This window comes from Pseudoalteromonas ulvae UL12, assembly GCF_014925405.1.
Lineage (GTDB): Bacteria > Pseudomonadota > Gammaproteobacteria > Enterobacterales > Alteromonadaceae > Pseudoalteromonas > Pseudoalteromonas ulvae.
Window position 1 is genome coordinate 396,249 of sequence record NZ_AQHJ01000035.1, and the last position, 18,003, is coordinate 414,251.

Consider the following 18,003-nt stretch of genomic DNA (forward strand, 5'->3'; position numbering starts at 1 on the left):
ACTGACAATGAGTGTAACAAAGCAGCAAAAGTGAAGTTGTGAGAAAATGTAGCTAGGGATGCACTGAAAGGAAAGCAGGAGTTCAGAGCAAACATAGACTGTGATTATAATAAAATTAAATTATCGGCATTTGCGATATGTTCTTGTTTATGCGAAATAATGATCACCGTTTTATTAACTAGCAAGTTGTGCATTGCTTGTTCAATTACCTGTTGGTTTTCGATATCAAGAGCGCTCGTATATTCATCCAAAATGACCACTTCTGGTTCATGTAAAATAGCGCGAGCAATTGCGATGCGTTGTTTTTGTCCACCTGAAAGTTGATTTCCTCTATCACAAATTTGAGTAAAATATCCGTCAGGAAGTTGCTCAATAAAATCATGAGCGTTGGCTTTTTTGCATGCACTGATAACTCGGTTCATTTGATCTGGTGTTGGTGTATTTGTGGCTTCAGGAATAAGGTTTTCTATTATAGATGATGAAAACATAATGGGTTCTTGTTCAACATAAGCAATGGTTTTTCGAAAGCATGCAATAGAGAGTTTGTTTAAGGAGTGATTTCCAATCATTATTTCCCCATTAGTCGGCAAATAATAACCTAAAAGCAGTTTAGCAAGAGTTGATTTACCGTTACCTGATGGGCCACTGATGACGGTTGTTTGCCCTTGTTTTATTTGGATGTTAAGTTTTTCAAATATGTGTTTTTCTGGTTTATTTGGATAGTAGAAACTAACATCACGAAATCGAATATCCCCGATAAACCGTCGCTTAGATTGTGCTAAGGGCTCGACATCGTTATCGTTATCTAATAATTGAAATAAATAACGGGTGGCGCCTAGAGTGTGGACCCACTCCGCCCAAAAACTTGCTAATGAATTAAGGCTAGTAAAGGCCATACCAAGATAAAGTACATAAGATGCAAGCTCCCCAATAGTCAGTGTATTTTGTTTAATGAGGTGACTGCCGAGAATGAGCATTATGATTAAACTACTAAAAATAAGAAAATTAAAAAAAGCCTGAAAAACAGCGATTGCCGATATAGTACGTTTTGCACATGTAATATAAGACTGGGTTGTATTGTGATATCTATTTTGACTTGAGCCAAACCAACTGTATAACTTGATTAGCGTATGACCATTTAAATTATCAAAAGCAATCTTATTTGTTTTTGCTAAGGCATCTTGTTCACGCTCCGAAAGCGGCTCTATTTTTTTACTTAATAGTTTTGTAGCAAAAATAAATGTAGGAATGCAAAACAGTAAAACTAAAGAGAGTGTTGTTGATAGCGTAAACATCATGATGATGCAGCCAATAGTTATAATTGTTGCGCGTATTGCTTGAGCTGCACTTGTTGTTAGTGCGTCTTTGAGCATTTGTGTATCAGCGTTTATGCGGCTTGCAAGCTCTGCTATGTTTATAGCATCAAAATAACTAGCGGTTTTATGGAGTAAAGTTTTATGGATAGTGAGCCTAAAATGAGAGACAACTTTAATCCCTAGCCGTTCAAATAAATAAAATCTGACTGCACTCAATAGGGAAAATACTATGATAGCGAGTAGGGTGTACAAATGAAAAGATGCGAATAATGTAGCAGGGGCGAGTCCATCTACATAATAATTAACTAACTTTGGGAGAGCCAATTGCGCAACTGCAGTAACCAACATAATAGACAAAGCAAAAAAAACTTCTTTTTTATAAGGCGCGATCAGTTTTAAACGCTGGATATGATCAGATTGATTCATTAACTTTCATCCATAATTTGCTGTTGGAAAAAACGCCAGTTATCATCATCAATACTTCCTTGTCCTTCAACCTCATTGAGCTCATTAATAAATAAATAAGCAGGTGATAATTCATGAGGGTTAATCATTTTATAATCAGAATAACTTAGTTGCCAAATCGCTTTAATTAAGGGAGAGCCATTAAAAAACGACTCTATGTTTTTCATTTGATCATGTAAAATGATTTGCAGGTTAACCCCGTTTGCTTGTGTCTTAATGTGTAATTGTTCAAGAATGGAAAGTTTACTTTTGCATTTTGGACAATTGGTCGCCAAAAAAACTAGAGCGCTAGGTGTCGTTATTTCAGTTGTTATTTTTCCTCGCGAATAAAGGTTGGTGGCGATTAAAGAAGGAAAGGTATCTATATCAAAATTTGGTGCACTAAGTTGTGCTTTTGCTTTGACTAGCTTGTTTAATATGATGAGATTAAGTGAAATACTCACAAGTACGAAAAAACTTAATAATGCAATAATAAATTGCCATTCATTAGTTGGTTGCATATTTATTCCGGCCTTATAAAAGCGCTTATAGACTTTAAATTAATCATTAGTACGACTAAACACAGCGCCAGTAATATTATGATAATTATTGATAAATAAAACATTGGCAATGGAGGGGAAATACATAAGAAAACACTTGCGATTAATAACATCATATTTCGTAGTAAATCTTCCCAACCTAATGCACTACTTTGTCCAAAACAGTTACACTGGATAGTTTTTTTAGTGAGGACAGCGTAAAGAGGGATACAGAAAAATATAAACATCATAAAACAAATAATTTGGTAGATGAGTAAGTCATTAGGACCAAAAATAAAGATAGGCAACAGAGATAGCTCGAATGAAATAACCGATATAGCAACAAATTTACTGATAGATGTAGGTATTTTAAAAGTCATTTCGAGCGTTGACTGAAACTCATCGAATACTTTATATTTTTTTATACCAGCGTAGATAAATGTAAACGCTATCACCATTGCAAAAAAACAACTGATTAATGGCATTTATAGACAACCCGTATTAACTGACCAACTAGGATTGAGGCCTTTCATGTCTTTCCAACGGCTACTCACCTTAGTTGAAGAAACAATCGTGCTATTACACCAAGCTTGCTCAAGGTCTGAACGATTCCCACCACCTAGGTTTTGGTTGAAATATTCAACAAGGGGCCAAACAGTTTTGTTTAGCTGGTGGTTATTTTCACAAGGCAAACCGAGTTCAAACAATTGCTTTCCTGTAACAGCATAATCATGGCTGTGAAAACTAAACATTAGCGTGTCAATAATGCGATTTTGAGTTATCTCGCAATGTTGACCAGTATGAGTTAATAACTCTTTTGCAATCTCTTTAACTTCAAGTACAGAGCGATAAAATGAAGTTAAAGTAGGAGGGAATATGTGATCGCAAAGCATAGCTAACATATTACTTTTATCGGAAAGTTCAGTGTTAAACCAATCCTGAGACATATTATTAAATAATTTGATATCGGCACTCGATAAAGCGGCGCTCTGATCTCCTTGATTGCCATGTAAGTGAGGATCGATGGCAGTAAAAATAGACAAAGGCGAATAATAAATTGTTTTAGCGCCAAGTGCCAGTAAGGTTCCTGATGACTGACAATGATAGGGGGCGATGATATTGAGGTTGTGACAAAATTCATGGAGCAACAATGCGATCCTTCGAGCTGCATTGATATCGCCTCCTCGAGTGTAAAGTAAAACATTTAACGTATCAGCAGATTTTAAGCGATTTAGGTGGCTGTATAATTCAGGTAAAAGATCCATTTCAAGGTGTGATGCAGCTATAATTAACGTGGCTTGTTCAGGAGATTGCTGGTTTAATGTTTCTATAATGGGATTGGCAATTTGTTGTAATTTTTGGTTATAATCATGCATGTTGTCTACACGCCTTTTCTAAAGTCTCTACTAACGTATGGGTAATTTCAAGTTCTGGTACGTTTTCTTCGATAAACATAAATTGACCATTAGGGTTATTTTCTAAGAAAACATAGTCACTTTCCGGTGTGACAATAAAATCTAAAGCTGAGTAATTTAATCCATAGCTGTTCACAAATGCTAAGCAAGCTAGTGCTACCTTTTCAGGTAATTCGTAAGAAGACATTGGGATTTGAATATTTAGATTTCTGCAGTCTATTTGTGTCTCGGGGTGTAATTGAGAGTCGAGTTTTGCGGTGAAGATTTTACCTGCGATTATGGTCACCCTTAATTCATAGGCTTTTTCTATATAAGCTTGAAATTGATTGGGTAGCAATCGAAGTGAATCAGTATCTTCCAGCATCTGTTCGTCAATTAGTGTTGTTGCAACACCTTGGCTTGGTAAATTACCTCCATTAATTACAGGATCAGACATGACTTTGTAGATGACTTTCTTATGTTTTAAATAGAAAGCTCTGATTTTTTCCGGATCATTGCTAATTAATGTATCGGGTATATTAAATCCAAGCTTTGAGGCTCTTTTTAATTGTTCTCCCTTCCACATGGATGCGCGCAAGTCCTTTGGGTGACTAATCCAAAAGCAATCGAGAGAATATAAAGCGCTAAATAATGCATGCTCCGTCTCTTGGTTTGCAAACTGTAAAGTTGCTCTTTCCATGTCTATTTGTTTATATGAAAAATCAGCTGGTTTACGAAGCCAAATAGCACCAATATTAGAGAGAGATACACGCTGTTTTGTGTCTGTGTTTTCTAATGTTGAAGAGAAATTTGTGTTACACGAAGTTTGATTTAATAAATACTGCTGTGGAAATCGGTCAAGATTCAAAACAAAGTAATTGGTATGATTCTTATTCAGGATGTCGAGAACCTTATCAACGTGATAATCCTGAGTATTACTAATGATTAAAATGGTTTTCATCGAACGCTCCAATACACTTTCTTAGGCTACGTCAGTGAATTTTCATTTCGGTACCAGTTGAAAGTATCTGTTATTATTATATTTATTTACACTGTAAGTGGGTGCGCTTTGATTGATAGCAATTGTATTGATATAAAAAATGAAAAGCGACAACCTCAAATTAAGATTGTCGCAAGTGATATTGAGTGATTAGCACCAAATACCATTATCGCGACCTAACCAGCGATGATCGCCTCTAGCCCAAGGTCCTGAACAACCCGCAGTAGCTGCTTTATTGTCAGCTTGCCATTTTTTTTCTTGTTTCACTTGGTTTTTGTTTGCCGCTGCAAACGCGAATGGTTTTGTATTTTTCATTTGTATATCCTGTTGTCTTAATGTTGTGACTCTAACGGTCAAAATTCACACTACTACTGTTTCTGTTTCTGTTTCGGGTCAATATGTTAAATAAATTATTTTTTAGGTACGAATGATGATGTATAAAAAACGAACTACTAATAAAGATTACAATTCTTGTTAGTAGTCAAATTTATTAATGAAGCGTCAGTTAGATACGTATTACTCTTAGAGGACGCTGAATTTATGATTGTTTTGTCCAAAGAGAATGAAGATATAAGAATCTTAAGGATGCAAAAAACTTACTTTGAAGCAGTTTTTGATGCTTTTGAAATCGGATTTGACGATAAAAGATTTTTAGACTGAACGCCAATAGTTTGGCCACTTTAAGAAACCGCTTTTTTAATTATACATCAAGCTAAAAGAAGAGTGTTCATGGCAGCAATAAAAAATATATCTGGTATTTTCATTGTATTTTCAATGAATTTTAGTCATATGTTAATAAAAGGTGAAGCTTGAATTAACCTTCACCTTAGGGAGTGATTTTTAAATACGCTTGAATAGGCAAAATTAAAGATATAAAAATGTAGCTATCAAGGAATCGGAATTATTGCACTGCTTTATTTTAGCAGTGATGCGCAGCGAGGGTTTCGTAATAAATCGGCAAAAATAGCCCAGCGTATTGCTGTTACTTGTGTGGCCGAAACTGAGTCTAACGCCTTGATTTGTTGTTGCACGATACGCTCAACATACGCTTTGGTCATATCTTGACCGAGATTATAATTGATCACATAACTGCGGTTTTGTTCGATGAATTTGAGTCGTTGTGTGGATTTTTTCTCATCCGTTAATGCGTATTTCATTAATAAACTGATGGCTTGTTCAGCGTCTATTTCACCATCGAGGTAGCGCCGTGCGACCATGTTGTCGACATAGCTGAGTTTTTGCAAAATGGCGAGAATTCGGTAATAACGGGGCACTTCACTGGCATCTAATCCCGCCAGTGGAAAGAGCACGTCTTGTTCAAAAGCCATGCGGGTTGCTTGGCTGAAAACCACTTCAATACCATAATTGGCACTGCCTTCGGCCAGTAAAGAAAGCGGCGAAAAGAGTGGATAAATACAGTATTCAACCCAGCCATTTTTTTTATATAAGTTTTGCTCTATGAGGCTATTAAAGACATGATGGCCGGGATACCCTTCATGACAAGCCAGATCGACTGCACGATCTATATAAATAGGAAAGTCAGTGTTCACTTCTATTAAACTGTAGCTATCACCTTTAAACCAGTTATAGGCACTCCATACTTGATCTGTGACTAATTCAACATCAAAGTTTTCATTTTCAGGTAAAGGGATATGTTGCAGTGTCAGTGCTCGGGCTTTATTGATGGCTGTATTGAACACAGTTGCAATGTGTTCTTTTGGAATAATAAACTGACTACGGTACGCAGTTAAGCGCTGATTTAAATTCTGCTGGCCGTTATGTTCTGTGGGTAAAACCGCATCAAGCTCGGCAAGTAATGTGTCAAAATCAGGCTCTGAATGGTGAGGAGAGATAGCGTCGTACAAAGCGCAAGATTCTTCGTCGAAACTCAGGGTGTGCCCTTGTAGCTGAGCAATAAATGTCTTGGCGGCAAATAAATGGCATTTTAATGAATGAATGCGACACTTCGCCTCTGGAGCTAAAGAGTGTCGAGATTGCTCAAGAGCCGTCACTTTCTGATAGAGAGTGTCCGCTTCTTGGGCGAGCACCTCAAGAGGCCATTTTTGAATATTAGATAACCATTCCTTCGGGCCGTAAAAAGCATCCACATACCCATCGTGGTGTTCATTGATATTTAAAGTGAGCTGAACGTAAGCTAAAGCAAGATCATCAACAGGCATCATTATTCCAATCAATCAAATAGTCGGCATTATACCGCGCTAAATTTTGCATACAATAGTCATATTCACTAAGCTAATGACTCGAAATAGTGTCCTCCACTTTTGTGACGGGATTATTGGATTTCAATGATTGAAAAGAAAAAATGCTGGTTATCAGTTCAATTAAACAATGAGCAGCTAAAGATCATAGTGTTTGTACGCTTGTTTAAGGCTGATTTAATGCTGCAGTTAATTCTGATTGGGAGAGTCCGATTTCTGCAATATCTTTGGCAAAAAATAATGTAGTGAGACTGGCAATGCGTTGTAATGCAGTGATGTCTGATTCTTGCCACTCGATTGCTTGCTCAGTATGTTCACAGCATATCACGCCAGTTGGAACAAAATCATAGTGAAAAATTAGGTCAAGCAAGGAGTGAATGTTCAGTGGCTCAAAGTAACTGTCTGTAAAACATTGCGTAACAGTATGGGTGCGAGCATCACCTGCGTTGAGAATGCGGTTTTGTAAAATGTAGTCAAAATATGGAGTGAATTGGTTCTTTTTCAGTATTTGCCCAAACTCAAACTCGTTGGCTTCATTGAGGCACATTAAGCAAAATATTTCACTTTTTTGTTCGGTAAAAGCCCATAAGCTCACCCGATCAGCACTGGGGACTAACTGCTTTATTGCTTTACAGATAATCTTTAATTTTGCACTGACTGATAATGTAGGTTTGCTCAGTTGGATTGTTAGATTTGTAATATTTCCCATCGTACCGTGATCGTTTATGTTTTTTCAAAGTGTAGAACAAAAATAAACAGATATGTAAATAAAGCCTATTTAAGGGACTGATTTACGGATATTTCATACGTGATTGATCTGATTAATTGGTTTATTTCTTTTGATAAATTTTGAGGTTTAGCCACACTTTGGCTCAGTATGATGAAGTAAAAGAGCAGCTCAGCGCGAGCGCAATAATCAAGAGTTGAAAGAGACGCTAATCCAAAAAATAACCTTTTGCATGACAGAGCATCCTATTTTATTCAACAGATTTAAGCGACTAAATAAAAAGTCTGATCTGCATCTCGTCTGGGTGGTTTTATATATTCTTAAGTTTGAACAATAGAATTGATTGAAATAAAAAACACCTAAAATAAATGATCTGAAAAAATATAACGGCGTATCTATTAATGATTTTTTAACACAATGGATAGGCAACAAAATGAACAAACTCGCAAAAAACTTAGGCTTGCTTGCATTCGCGTCTGTTTTAGTCGCATGTAATGATGATGACAATAAAAAAGTAGACGTCACGCCTTCAGCGCCTGCCCCGGCTCCTGTGGAAAAAACATACCTACGCGTGCTGCATGCATCGGCGGATGCACCGCTAGTAAATGTGACTGTGAATGATAGCGCTGTGTTAGAAGGGGTCGATTATGCGGTTGGCTCTACTTATTTTGAGCTGGACGAAGCAACGTATACGGTTGCGGTTGATGCCATCTTACCGACAGATACGGCAACAGTGATTGGTCCGCTTGATTTAGCCCTTGATGGCAATATGCAATATTCAGTGGTTGCAGTGGGTAGCGTGGCCGATAACACACTTGAGCCGCTGGTGCTTAGCCGAGAAATGAGTGAGTTGGCGGCGGGCTTTATCCGTTTACAAGTTTTGCATGCTGCGCCGGGTGTACCTGAGGTCGATGTGTATGTGACTGCACCTGATGTAGTCATTACAAATGAGAGCCCGCTTTTGAGTGCTGTTGGCTATAAGGTAAATAGTGAGGTGTTAGATGTCGCCGCCGGAGATTACCAAATTCGTATTACCTTAGCGGGACAAAAAGATGTGGTGTATGACTCGGGTACTTTAGCTTTAGCTGCTGGAGCTGATTTGTTAGTGGCCGCTGTGCCAAATACTAAAACAGGCAGCTCACCGGTAATGTTGCTCGCACAGGGTAACGATTCAACAGGTGTTATTTTAGATAAAAATGCAGGCAGTCATGTGCGTGCTATACATGCAGTTGCTGACGCACCGCAAGTCAATTTGGTGGTCAATGATACAATCACAGCGTTGACAAATGTTCCTTTTAAAGCTGCCAGCGATTATTTACCTTTAGCTGAGGGCGATTACAATTTTAAAGTTGAGCCTAGTGCTGCAATGGGTACTTATGTTGTTGATGCCGATGTGACTCTCGAAAAAGGCATGCATTACTCGGTCTTTGTAGCGGGCCAACTTGCCGATTCAAGCCAAGCAGCATGGCCGCTTGTGGATATGCCCAGACGCGTTGCCACAGAAGCGAAAATTCGCATTTTTCATGCCTCGCCTAATGCACCTGAAGTTGATTTGTACGTGACTGCGGATAGTGACATCAGTGATGATACCGCCGCATTTACCAATGTGCCGTTTAAAGCTGAGACAGGTTATGTCAGTTTAAATCCTGGTTCGTATTATGTCACCGCTACAGTCGCAGGTACGAAGGATGCAGCGATTGGTCCTGTGATGTTGACATTCGAAGGTGGAAAAATTTATAGCGCCGCAGCAGTAGAATCTGTGGGCGGCGGTTTACCATTAAGTCTATTAACGATGGATGATTTTTAAACGACCTTAATTCCTCTTTCCCTTTGACTAGGGGTTGTTGATCTTTTGCGGTTGAATTTTGTTCGATATAAAAGCGTTTTTATCACCGCGAGCAGTGTGTAGCCTAGTCATTCTAAGCAAATACTGCTCAACAAAGAGAAATACGCTTTTAGCCGAACCCTTCGGGCAGCGTTTGTTGGCTATTTCTACTGCGTTATCGCTAGCTACACCACAAAAGCGCTGCCTTGTATCAATACCCAACAATTCGCTGCAAAAATCATCACGAAAGATCAACAACCCCTAAGTCGGTACATGTGTTAAACGTGGTTACCGACTTTTATTTTGCAGTTATATTCTGTAGCATCGAGGCACATACGTTTTCATTAAGTACTTATTTTGGCCCAACTGTATTTTTATTACTCTGCAATGAATGCAGGTAAATCAACCACACTCTTACAATCTTCTTTTAATTATCAAGAGCGTGGTATGAACCCGCTCATTTTTACTGCGGCCATTGACACCCGTTATGGTCAAGGGCAAGTCAGTTCACGGATTGGTTTAAGTGCAAAGGCTGAATTGTTTGCACCTGAAAGTGATATCTATCTCGATATTCAATCGCTCCATCAGAGTAAAAAAGTAGACTGTGTATTGATTGATGAAAGCCAATTCTTAACCAAAAAGCAGGTAAATCAACTGACTGATGTGGTTGATAAGCTGAATATCCCTGTTTTATGTTACGGACTAAGAACAGATTTCAGAGGGGAACTGTTCGTTGGTGCGCAATATTTATTGGCTTGGGCTGATAAACTCATTGAGCTTAAAACGGTGTGCCATTGTGGCCGTAAAGCCAATATGGTTTTACGCACTGATGAGCAAGGTGTTGCCATTGCTGATGGGGAGCAAGTTGAAATTGGTGGTAATGAGCGTTATGTGTCAGTTTGTCGTAAACACTATAAAAAAGCATTGGAAACATTAGAGGCGGTCATAAGCTAATTTATTCACTTCATTGAAAAAGAGTGCACTCTTTACCATACTAAGTGCACGCTATTGAAGATAAAGGATGAGCTTTGTTTAGAGTATTACTGTGCTTGATAGGATTGTCTTTTACACCTTTTGTTCAAGCGAAAAGCCCTGTTTTAACATTGTCTGTTTCGCCTGAAGTGAAGATCGTTTTTCCATTACTTGAAAGCGCTGTTGAAGAAGCGTTTAAACAATTGAGTATTGAAGTTGAGTTTATTGAACTTCCCTCCGCTAGGGCAACTAAAGAATCGAAATTAGGCCACTTTGATGGCGAGTTAATTCGTATTGCAGAGTATGATCAGTATGTGCCGAATTTTATTGCTGTGCCTGAAGCTTATGGTGAAATGGAAATTAAAGCCTATGCGCGCAAAGAGACACAGCTTAACAGTTATGACGATCTTTTAACTACAACCGTAGCGACAGCTCGTGGCGCGCGATTTGTTAAGAGCATCCAACTTGAATTCCCTTTTGAGACTTTTGAAGTACTCAGGTGGGAGCAAAGCTTTTTGATGGTATCGCAAGGCCGAGTAGATGCAACGTTATCGACACCTGTTTATGCTAATTTATTAATGAAAAAATATGATATTGATAATGTTGACGCTAAAGGATTAGATTTAGGTGGCATTAAATTTTATTTATGGTTGGACAAAAAACATCAAGCAATTGCTGATAAGCTCGTGCCTATATTTAAAATGATGAAAAAAGATCAGCAGCTAGGCTTATTTTAACGCTTTGAAATTAATCAAAGCGTTAAAACTAGATACGATTAAAGACAACCTCTTTTAGGCGAGTTGCTCGAAAATCTCAGCACGCTCAGCAGCACCAAAATAACTCCATGCCAAGATACGGCTTACTTTTTGGCCTTGTGCCATATCGATGATTTTTGTTTCTTTGACTCCTTGTTTGTTTAACAGCTTTCTGAGTGCTTCAAGGTGTTCTTTTTTTGACACTAAACTTGTAAACCAAATAATCTGATCGGCGACGTGTTTGCTTTCTTCTATCATGGTGCTGATAAATGCAAGCTCTCCCCCTTCACACCAAAGCTCGGCATTTTGGCCGCCAAAGTTAAGCTCATTGCTAGGGGTTTTACCCAAATTTTTCCATTTTCGCTCTGTGCCTTGTTGCGCTTGCTCTAACGAGTTATGAAAAGGGGGATTGCACATTGAGAAGGTGAATAAGTCTTTGTCGCTTACGACACCATCAAAAATATGCTGCTGATTTTTTTGAAGCTTTAATTTAATTTTTAGCTGATTAAATAGAATAAGCTGTTTAGCAACTTTGATGGATATGGGGTCGATATCTGTACCTGTGAATTGCCAGCCGTAGCAATGTTGCCCTGTCAGTGGATAAACTAAATTCGCACCAGTACCAATGTCTAAAGCGGTAATTTGTTTGCCGGTTGGAATGATGTTGTGATTATCTTCGGCTAATAAATCGGCCAAATAATGAATGTAGTCAACGCGACCAGGGATGGGCGGGCACAGGTACCCTGCAGGAATATCCCAAAAAGTAATACCATAATGGGCGTGTAATAAAGCTCTATTTAAGGTTTTTACAGCCAGAGAGTCTGTAAAATTGATAGTTTTTTGCTGCGCTGGATTGTTGATGACAAACGGAGTTAACTCAGGCAAGTGGCTAGTTAAAAGATCAAAATCATAGCCTAAATTGTGAGCGTTTCGTGGGTGAAGACCCTGTTTGATGCGTGCAGTGTTTGTCATAATAAAGCCAATTAAAAAGCAAACGGCGATTATACACCGAATTGGCAGCCCCTAACACACTGTAAAAATGGCTATAAAAATGCCCTGAACTTAGCTTGTTGATATTTACCTGTTTACTGGTACGATGTGTGTTAAAAAAGAAGATAAATGCAGATGAACACAGTCTTACAAGAAAGTATTTATATCAGTCTGTCTGAAGGGCAGCAGCTTCACTTACGCCATATCTATAATCCCGATAATTTGGGCCCTGCGGTTTTTTTCCTGCATGGCGCTGTTGAAAATGGCAAAATTTTTTACACTCACTCAAATAAAGGACTGGCTCCATTTTTAGCCGCGCAAGGTTACCAATGTTATGTTGCTGATTTACGGGGGCGCGGTGCCAGCTTACCTGCAATCAATGCCGACTCACAATATGGTCAAACAGAAAGTATTTTGGAAGATATTCCGGCTTTTATCGCCAAAATCACCGAACATAGTGGGCATTTTCCGCAATATTGGATCGCGCACTCATGGGGTGGGGTATTGATGAATAGTGCCTTTGCGCGTTTTCCACAATGGATTGAGCGCGTGAAAGCCTGTGCTTATTTTGGCACTAAGCGTTCTTTGTATAACAAGCATCCAAGTAAACTCTTTCAGGCGAATCTATTATGGTATTTTCTTGCCCCTTTAATCAGTAAGAAAAAAGGCTATTTACCAGCAAAAAAATTAGGCTGGGGCTCGGATGATGAAAGTAAAAAGTCTCATTGGCAAAGCATGCAATGGGCAAAAATATCGCCTTGGATTGATAGTGATGATCAATTTGATTACGCGGATGTGTTACAGGCTCTATCACTTCCGCCTATTTTGCATATTGCTGGAGTGAAAGACAAAGCGCTGGCTCAGCCGATTGATATTCAAAAATTTATTGATGAATCAGGCCGCGGAAAGCAAGTAATGAATATTTATGGCAAGCGCTTTGGTCATCGTCATGATTATAATCATATTGATATGCTCACTCACCCTATGGCGCACCATGATCAATTTAATGACCTTGTTGCGTGGTTTAAATCTCATCAGAGCTAGCGCCTTACTCAAATAACGATAACTCAGTGACAAATGGTCGGTATTGATCAGAGCGAGCCACGGCACTCTTGTAAATAGGTCGCCTTACTTGCAGCGAGCTGAGTGTATCAACAGCGGACGTGGATTGGTCATGATGTAAGCAGGCTGCTTCAAAATCAAGTCCACAGCGGTGAATAACAGACTGTAAAGTAGCTGCGGGATCATTGATTAAATTTTCATATTCTAGTGTGATTATATCGGGGTACAACTCAAGCCAATGATCCATTGTCTTGAGGTAATACTGATTGTAGCGCGCCATTTCTTCCAACGAGCAAAAATAAGGCTCGTTTTCTGCAAAATAGTTTTCGTAAATAGACCAAGCAACATCTGAGACTCTGCGCTTTAAATCAATCACAATGGCGTTCGGAAAAAGCGCTTTTATAACCGGAACAGACTGGAAATTAGCGGGCAGTTTATCTATCACAAAGCTTTTTCCTTTATTGAAGCGCCGCATTTCATTGAGGTAATAATGAGCGGCTTGTTCAATCACGGATGTACTTAGTTTTGTGAGGCAATCAGGGTAGGGTAGCTGTAATTGGTGCTGAATTAATTCACAGGCGCGAGCTAAAAAAGGTTGTTCACCAGCGTTACTTATTTGACTATGGCAGTCGAGCATCTGCGCTAATAAGCTAGAGCCTGTGCGAGGAAGTCCGATAATAAAAATTGGCCTAAATGGATCGTTTGCGTCATCTCGTTTTAGGTGATGTGGAGCATGAACACGCAACAGTGCCTGGTAAAAAGGAGCCATTTGCACAGTGCTAAACTGACAAAGTTTCAATTGTAATTGGTTTGCTTGTTTCAAAAAATCAGCAGCTTGCGCCATATTTTTTTGTTTATCGGCACAGTAACCTAAGGTGTAATTCATGACGATTTTTGCATGAATCGACAGGTTTTTATTTTGTTGAATTTGCAGGCATTGTTCGAACGCGTGGTCAATCGTGTTGGCGTCAATTTTGACTAATTCAAACCAGCAAAAAAGGTGTATTTCAGAAAAAGGGCTGGCCAATACTTGTGTGAACAGTGCAACAGCAGCGTCAGTCCGCCCTAACACCACACAATGTTTAGCTAAGCGATATTGGATTTCTGCATGGTTGGTAAAGCGTTTATGGGCGTAATTGAGCAAGGTGGTGACATCTTGATGCGAACCAACAGCATGAAACGCATCGGCGAGCTGTAACAATGGAGACACTTCATCGGGCAATAATTGGCATACAAGCTGAAGATGAGCAATTGCTTGATCGTAATTTAATTGTTGCATTGCAATGGTCGCCAAGCCTAAGTGGGCATAGGGATCGCGATTATTGTGTGTAAGCCTTTGTTTGTAAAGTGCAGCCGCTTTTGCAAATTGGCCTTGTTGGATTAAGTCATAAGCATGTTGAAGTTCGGTGCTGGTCATGGTTGGCTACTTTTATTTTTTCTTTTTATTATGCAATAAAAAAGAGCCTCAAGAGGCTCTTTTTTGCGTCGAATTACACTATTAGAAGTTGTAAGTCGCTTTTAGGTAGTAGAAACCACCATTGAATCCGTATGGAGACGTTTCGTAGTATTGACCACCCCAGTTGTTATTTGGGATCCCGCCTGATTGCTCAGTGAAGTTAAGTTTTTCAGCTTCTTGGTCAAAGATATTTTGCGCACCAACTGATAAGGTAATCGAATCAGTAACAAAGTAACTGACTTCTGCATCAACAGTAACTGACGCATCGGCCGTAATCGCTGTTGCATCATAATCCACGTGGACACCTTGATATTCGCCGTAGTAGTTAACACGAGTAAACATGGCAAATTTTTCCCAGTCTTGAGACCAAGTCAACGTTGCGCGGTGTTTAGGTAAATCGTTTTCTAAACGGTTAACTTTGAAATCACCTGTGATGTCTGACCATTTTGTAACGGTTGTTTCATTCCAGTTGTATGCAAGGCTAAATGTAGAGCTACCGCCTAACAAATCATCTGTGTAGTTTGCAACAACATCAACACCTTCAGTGGTAGTATTAAAGTCATTAGTAAAGAAACTAACTTGTGCTAAACCAGCCACATTTGGCACACCAGCGGCAATTAATGCTGCTTTATCTGCATCACTCAATTCAATTTTATCTGATTGGCTGATACGGTCATCCACTTGAATGTTGTAGTAATCAGCTGTAAAGAAGAAATTATCAAATGAGTAAACGGCACCTAATGTATAACTTTGTGACTCTTCAGGCTCCAATTCTGTACCGCCTAACTGTACTGAGATTGGATTAGTCGGTGGTAATAACGCCGAATCAACTAATACACCGCTGCTTAAGTTAGTCTGTACGTTACTTACGTTAGCTTGACCAACAGTTGGTGCACGAAAACCAGTACTGATTGAACCACGAAGTGATAAGTCTTCAGTAGCGTGATACTGACCCATGATCTTGTAGTTGGTCGTTGAACCAAATGAATCATAGTCTTCAAAACGAAGCGCAAAGCCCATCAGGAAGTCTTCAGTAAAAGGCGCTTCAACATCAACGTAAGCGGCATAGTTACGACGAGTGTATTCGCCAGCTGCTGACGGTTGAAAACCTGGGAAACCATTTGAACCAATACCAAAACCTTGCTCTGTCAACGGACCAGCTTTGAATGATGCTTCATCACCTGCAATAACTTCAAATGTCTCTTCGTGCCATTCAAGGCCACCAGCTACATTGATATCGTCGTATAAATCAACATCAAAACCTTTTGATACATCAAAATTGAAGTTTTTCTCAAGTTGGATGTATTTACCTGGGCTGAAATCACGAGGAGAATCAGGACCAAGGGAAGCATTCAGAGTGTTATAGATGAAAAAACGTGATTCACTGCGACCCACATTACCACTTAAATCGTAGTACATACCTTCAAAGGTACCGTCAGTAATTTCACCTTTTGTACCAATAGTCAATGAAGTATCGGTAATGTTGCCACCGAAGTTAGGTGTGAAACCACCTGGAATAGCTTGATTAAATGCAAAGCAATTAGCAGCAGTAAGAGAGTTCAATGCACTTTGATCTGGGGTACCATTTTGTATTTCAACTAATGGACAATTTAATTGTTGATCATATCCATCTAAAGAACCAACCAAAATTGTGGGTGTTGCAGCATCCCATGCAGCTTGACCTGCAGGGTCATCATCATTAGGACGATATGTGTTAGTACCATTTACATTGCGGATATTTCCACCGTATACACCTGGGCGTGTATTAGGATTTCGGTAATAGAATCCACCTCGTACATCACGTTCAGAATAGTTACCAAACATGTAGAATTCAGAATCTTGAGTTAAATCTAAGCCGACATTACCAAATAAGCTAATGTCATCTTTTACTTCAGGCGAGCCCCAAATTTGCGCTGGATCACCAACACCTGGGATACCTGCATCGATAAAGGCTTGTGCATCAGGGCGTTGTGTACTGCGACTGGTTGCATCCGCATTTTTATATTGGAAGCTTAAGTTAACAAAACCATCATCAGTAAAAGGCATACCAACATTGCCTGATACTTCCGTTGTTGTGCCATCGCCTTCATAGTATTCACCATGGCGCACGACCATAGAGCCGCCTTCAGACGCATCTTTTAATACAAAGTTCATCACACCCGCGATAGCATCAGAACCATATTGTGCTGCCGCACCATCACGCAGTACTTCGACTTGTTTTAAAGCAATGCTAGGAATAACTGAAATGTCTGGACCTTGAGCACCATCATTGATACCACCTCCTAAAAAGGCAATAACAGATGCACGGTGGCGACGTTTACCATTTAATAAGATAAGCGTGCTATCAGATGGCAAACCGCGTAAGTTTGCTGGGCGCACTAATGAGGCCGCATCACTGATTGGATTAGTGTGAACATTTAAAGAAGGAACCGATCCTTTCAAAATTTCAAGCATGTCAGTGTTACCTGACTTAGTTAGTTCTTCACCACCAATGATATCAATAGGTACCGGTGACTCACCGATTGAGCGAGGTGCAGAGCGAGAACCAACAACGGCGATTTTTTCAACGTTTTTGTCAACAACCGTGGTTGATTCTTCTTCAGCGTAAACACCTTGAGAAATTAATAAACCTGCAGTAGCTGTAGAAGTAAGAGCTATTTTGATAGCTCTGTTAAGCGCATTATATTTTTTCATTCCAATCCCCAGTCAGAATTATTATAAGATTCTTTCGCTAAATAGATGTGTGAGATTTAGCAACAAAGAATTAAGCCTTAATCTTAGGCTTACTCAATTTATACATACAGTTAACAATGATTACAACTTGTAAATTAAATTAATGTAAAACTGTTATATAAATGTTCCGAATTAGTATAGGAGATATTTTGAACTTTTTATAAAAATGCTAAGTAATTAATAATTAAATTTTTTTATCTAAATTGTGACAGGTATGAGTTTGAGCCATGTTACGAGGGAAGCGATAATCGCTTACGGCATTATTGGGCTGTGCAAAAAACAGTGGCTATGATTTTTGATGTGAAGAAGAGTCTTTTAACTCTTTGATTTTCCATTCTTTAAGGGCTTGTTTATATTCATCCCAAACACACGGACAACAACTACCACCACCGCAGCAATCGCCTGGGCGTGGTTTTTGAGGGGCTGATGTGCTGGTAGCGCAAGACATACAGTGTCCGATTTAAAGATAAAAACTACGACCATTATCTAATAAAGAATCTTAAATTTATAGAGCGCAGATGATTGTTGTGATTATTTACAGATTATTACGCTTTATTGATAGGGCTTTATT

16 protein-coding genes are annotated in these 18,003 nt (G+C 39.1%); 4 read left to right on the forward strand and 12 right to left on the reverse strand.

Annotation, left to right across the window (positions count from 1 at the left end; translation table 11 throughout):
• Positions 1–104 precede the first annotated feature (104 nt).
• The 8 genes from PULV_RS19815 to PULV_RS19845 form a co-directional block, all read right to left on the reverse strand.
• Positions 105–1,742, reverse strand: coding sequence for an ABC transporter ATP-binding protein (locus PULV_RS19815; protein ID WP_193332898.1), 1,638 nt, complete (start codon positions 1,740–1,742; stop codon positions 105–107).
• On the reverse strand, positions 1,742–2,281 hold the full coding sequence (locus tag PULV_RS19820; protein WP_086745476.1) for a hypothetical protein: 540 nt from the start codon (positions 2,279–2,281) through the stop codon (positions 1,742–1,744). Before PULV_RS19820 ends, PULV_RS19815 begins: the two co-directional genes overlap by 1 nt.
• 2 nt (positions 2,282–2,283) lie before the next feature.
• Positions 2,284–2,784, reverse strand: coding sequence for a MauE/DoxX family redox-associated membrane protein (locus PULV_RS22155; RefSeq protein WP_086745477.1), 501 nt, complete (start codon positions 2,782–2,784; stop codon positions 2,284–2,286).
• Positions 2,785–3,675 (reverse strand): SDH family Clp fold serine proteinase, encoded by an 891-nt coding sequence (locus PULV_RS19825; RefSeq protein ID WP_193332899.1) that lies wholly within the window; start codon positions 3,673–3,675, stop codon positions 2,785–2,787.
• Complete coding sequence (locus tag PULV_RS19830) at positions 3,668–4,654, reverse strand: MvdC/MvdD family ATP grasp protein (RefSeq protein WP_193332900.1); 987 nt, start codon at positions 4,652–4,654, stop codon at positions 3,668–3,670. The genes PULV_RS19825 and PULV_RS19830 overlap by 8 nt, the downstream gene beginning before the upstream one ends.
• A 189-nt stretch (positions 4,655–4,843) precedes the next feature.
• A complete protein-coding gene (locus PULV_RS19835; RefSeq protein ID WP_176365229.1) occupies positions 4,844–5,008 on the reverse strand; it encodes a hypothetical protein in 165 nt (54 codons plus the stop codon).
• 599 nt (positions 5,009–5,607) lie between these two features.
• Positions 5,608–6,876 (reverse strand): hypothetical protein, encoded by a 1,269-nt coding sequence (locus PULV_RS19840; protein ID WP_227009466.1) that lies wholly within the window; start codon positions 6,874–6,876, stop codon positions 5,608–5,610.
• Positions 6,877–7,078: 202 nt separating this feature from the next.
• A complete protein-coding gene (locus PULV_RS19845) occupies positions 7,079–7,621 on the reverse strand; it encodes a GAF domain-containing protein (protein WP_086745481.1) in 543 nt (180 codons plus the stop codon).
• Positions 7,622–8,072: 451 nt separating this feature from the next.
• Here PULV_RS19845 and PULV_RS19850 point away from each other — a divergent pair, with 451 nt between their 5' ends.
• From PULV_RS19850 to PULV_RS19860, 3 genes are all read left to right on the forward strand, one after another.
• On the forward strand, positions 8,073–9,446 hold the full coding sequence (locus PULV_RS19850; protein ID WP_193332901.1) for a DUF4397 domain-containing protein: 1,374 nt from the start codon (positions 8,073–8,075) through the stop codon (positions 9,444–9,446).
• A gap of 375 nt (positions 9,447–9,821) precedes the next feature.
• Positions 9,822–10,418 carry a thymidine kinase gene (locus PULV_RS19855; protein ID WP_193332902.1) on the forward strand — a complete coding sequence of 199 codons (597 nt, stop codon included), beginning with the start codon at positions 9,822–9,824 and terminating at the stop codon, positions 10,416–10,418.
• A gap of 74 nt (positions 10,419–10,492) precedes the next feature.
• Positions 10,493–11,173, forward strand: a complete 681-nt coding sequence (locus tag PULV_RS19860) for a type 2 periplasmic-binding domain-containing protein (protein WP_193332903.1) — start codon at positions 10,493–10,495, stop codon at positions 11,171–11,173.
• 54 nt (positions 11,174–11,227) lie between these two features.
• Here the strand turns inward: PULV_RS19860 and rlmF are convergent, their stop codons facing one another.
• The gene (gene rlmF / locus PULV_RS19865) at positions 11,228–12,166 is read right to left on the reverse strand and encodes a 23S rRNA (adenine(1618)-N(6))-methyltransferase RlmF (RefSeq protein WP_405127514.1); all 939 of its coding nucleotides are present in this window, start codon (positions 12,164–12,166) and stop codon (positions 11,228–11,230) included.
• A 150-nt stretch (positions 12,167–12,316) separates the two neighbouring features.
• Here rlmF and PULV_RS19870 point away from each other — a divergent pair, with 150 nt between their 5' ends.
• Positions 12,317–13,225 (forward strand): alpha/beta fold hydrolase, encoded by a 909-nt coding sequence (locus PULV_RS19870; RefSeq protein ID WP_193332904.1) that lies wholly within the window; start codon positions 12,317–12,319, stop codon positions 13,223–13,225.
• Positions 13,226–13,229: 4 nt separating this feature from the next.
• On the opposite strand, the gene PULV_RS19875 is transcribed toward PULV_RS19870, so the two are convergent.
• From PULV_RS19875 to PULV_RS19885, 3 genes are all read right to left on the reverse strand, one after another.
• On the reverse strand, positions 13,230–14,660 hold the full coding sequence (locus tag PULV_RS19875; protein WP_193332905.1) for a tetratricopeptide repeat-containing sulfotransferase family protein: 1,431 nt from the start codon (positions 14,658–14,660) through the stop codon (positions 13,230–13,232).
• A gap of 81 nt (positions 14,661–14,741) precedes the next feature.
• Positions 14,742–17,393, reverse strand: a complete 2,652-nt coding sequence (locus tag PULV_RS19880; RefSeq protein ID WP_193332906.1) for a TonB-dependent receptor plug domain-containing protein — start codon at positions 17,391–17,393, stop codon at positions 14,742–14,744.
• A 325-nt stretch (positions 17,394–17,718) separates the two neighbouring features.
• Entirely contained in the window at positions 17,719–17,880 is a 162-nt protein-coding gene (locus tag PULV_RS19885) for an oxidoreductase-like domain-containing protein (protein ID WP_086745488.1), read from the reverse strand.
• Positions 17,881–18,003 lie beyond the last annotated feature (123 nt).

Bases quoted from the DNA above. Each gene is read 5' to 3' on its own strand.
- PULV_RS19880 (WP_193332906.1), bottom strand. From the start codon at position 17,393: ATGAAAAAATATAATGCGCTTAACAGAGCTATCAAAATAGCTCTTACT.
- PULV_RS22155 (WP_086745477.1), bottom strand. From the start codon at position 2,784: ATGCCATTAATCAGTTGTTTTTTTGCAATGGTGATAGCGTTTACATTT.
- PULV_RS19835 (WP_176365229.1), bottom strand. From the start codon at position 5,008: ATGAAAAATACAAAACCATTCGCGTTTGCAGCGGCAAACAAAAACCAA.
- PULV_RS19885 (WP_086745488.1), bottom strand. From the start codon at position 17,880: ATGTCTTGCGCTACCAGCACATCAGCCCCTCAAAAACCACGCCCAGGC.
- PULV_RS19870 (WP_193332904.1), top strand. From the start codon at position 12,317: ATGAACACAGTCTTACAAGAAAGTATTTATATCAGTCTGTCTGAAGGG.
- PULV_RS19825 (WP_193332899.1), bottom strand. From the start codon at position 3,675: ATGCATGATTATAACCAAAAATTACAACAAATTGCCAATCCCATTATA.
- PULV_RS19815 (WP_193332898.1), bottom strand. From the start codon at position 1,742: ATGAATCAATCTGATCATATCCAGCGTTTAAAACTGATCGCGCCTTAT.
- PULV_RS19820 (WP_086745476.1), bottom strand. From the start codon at position 2,281: ATGCAACCAACTAATGAATGGCAATTTATTATTGCATTATTAAGTTTT.
- PULV_RS19875 (WP_193332905.1), bottom strand. From the start codon at position 14,660: ATGACCAGCACCGAACTTCAACATGCTTATGACTTAATCCAACAAGGC.
- PULV_RS19840 (WP_227009466.1), bottom strand. From the start codon at position 6,876: ATGATGCCTGTTGATGATCTTGCTTTAGCTTACGTTCAGCTCACTTTA.
- PULV_RS19830 (WP_193332900.1), bottom strand. From the start codon at position 4,654: ATGAAAACCATTTTAATCATTAGTAATACTCAGGATTATCACGTTGAT.
- PULV_RS19845 (WP_086745481.1), bottom strand. From the start codon at position 7,621: ATGGGAAATATTACAAATCTAACAATCCAACTGAGCAAACCTACATTA.
- PULV_RS19850 (WP_193332901.1), top strand. From the start codon at position 8,073: ATGAACAAACTCGCAAAAAACTTAGGCTTGCTTGCATTCGCGTCTGTT.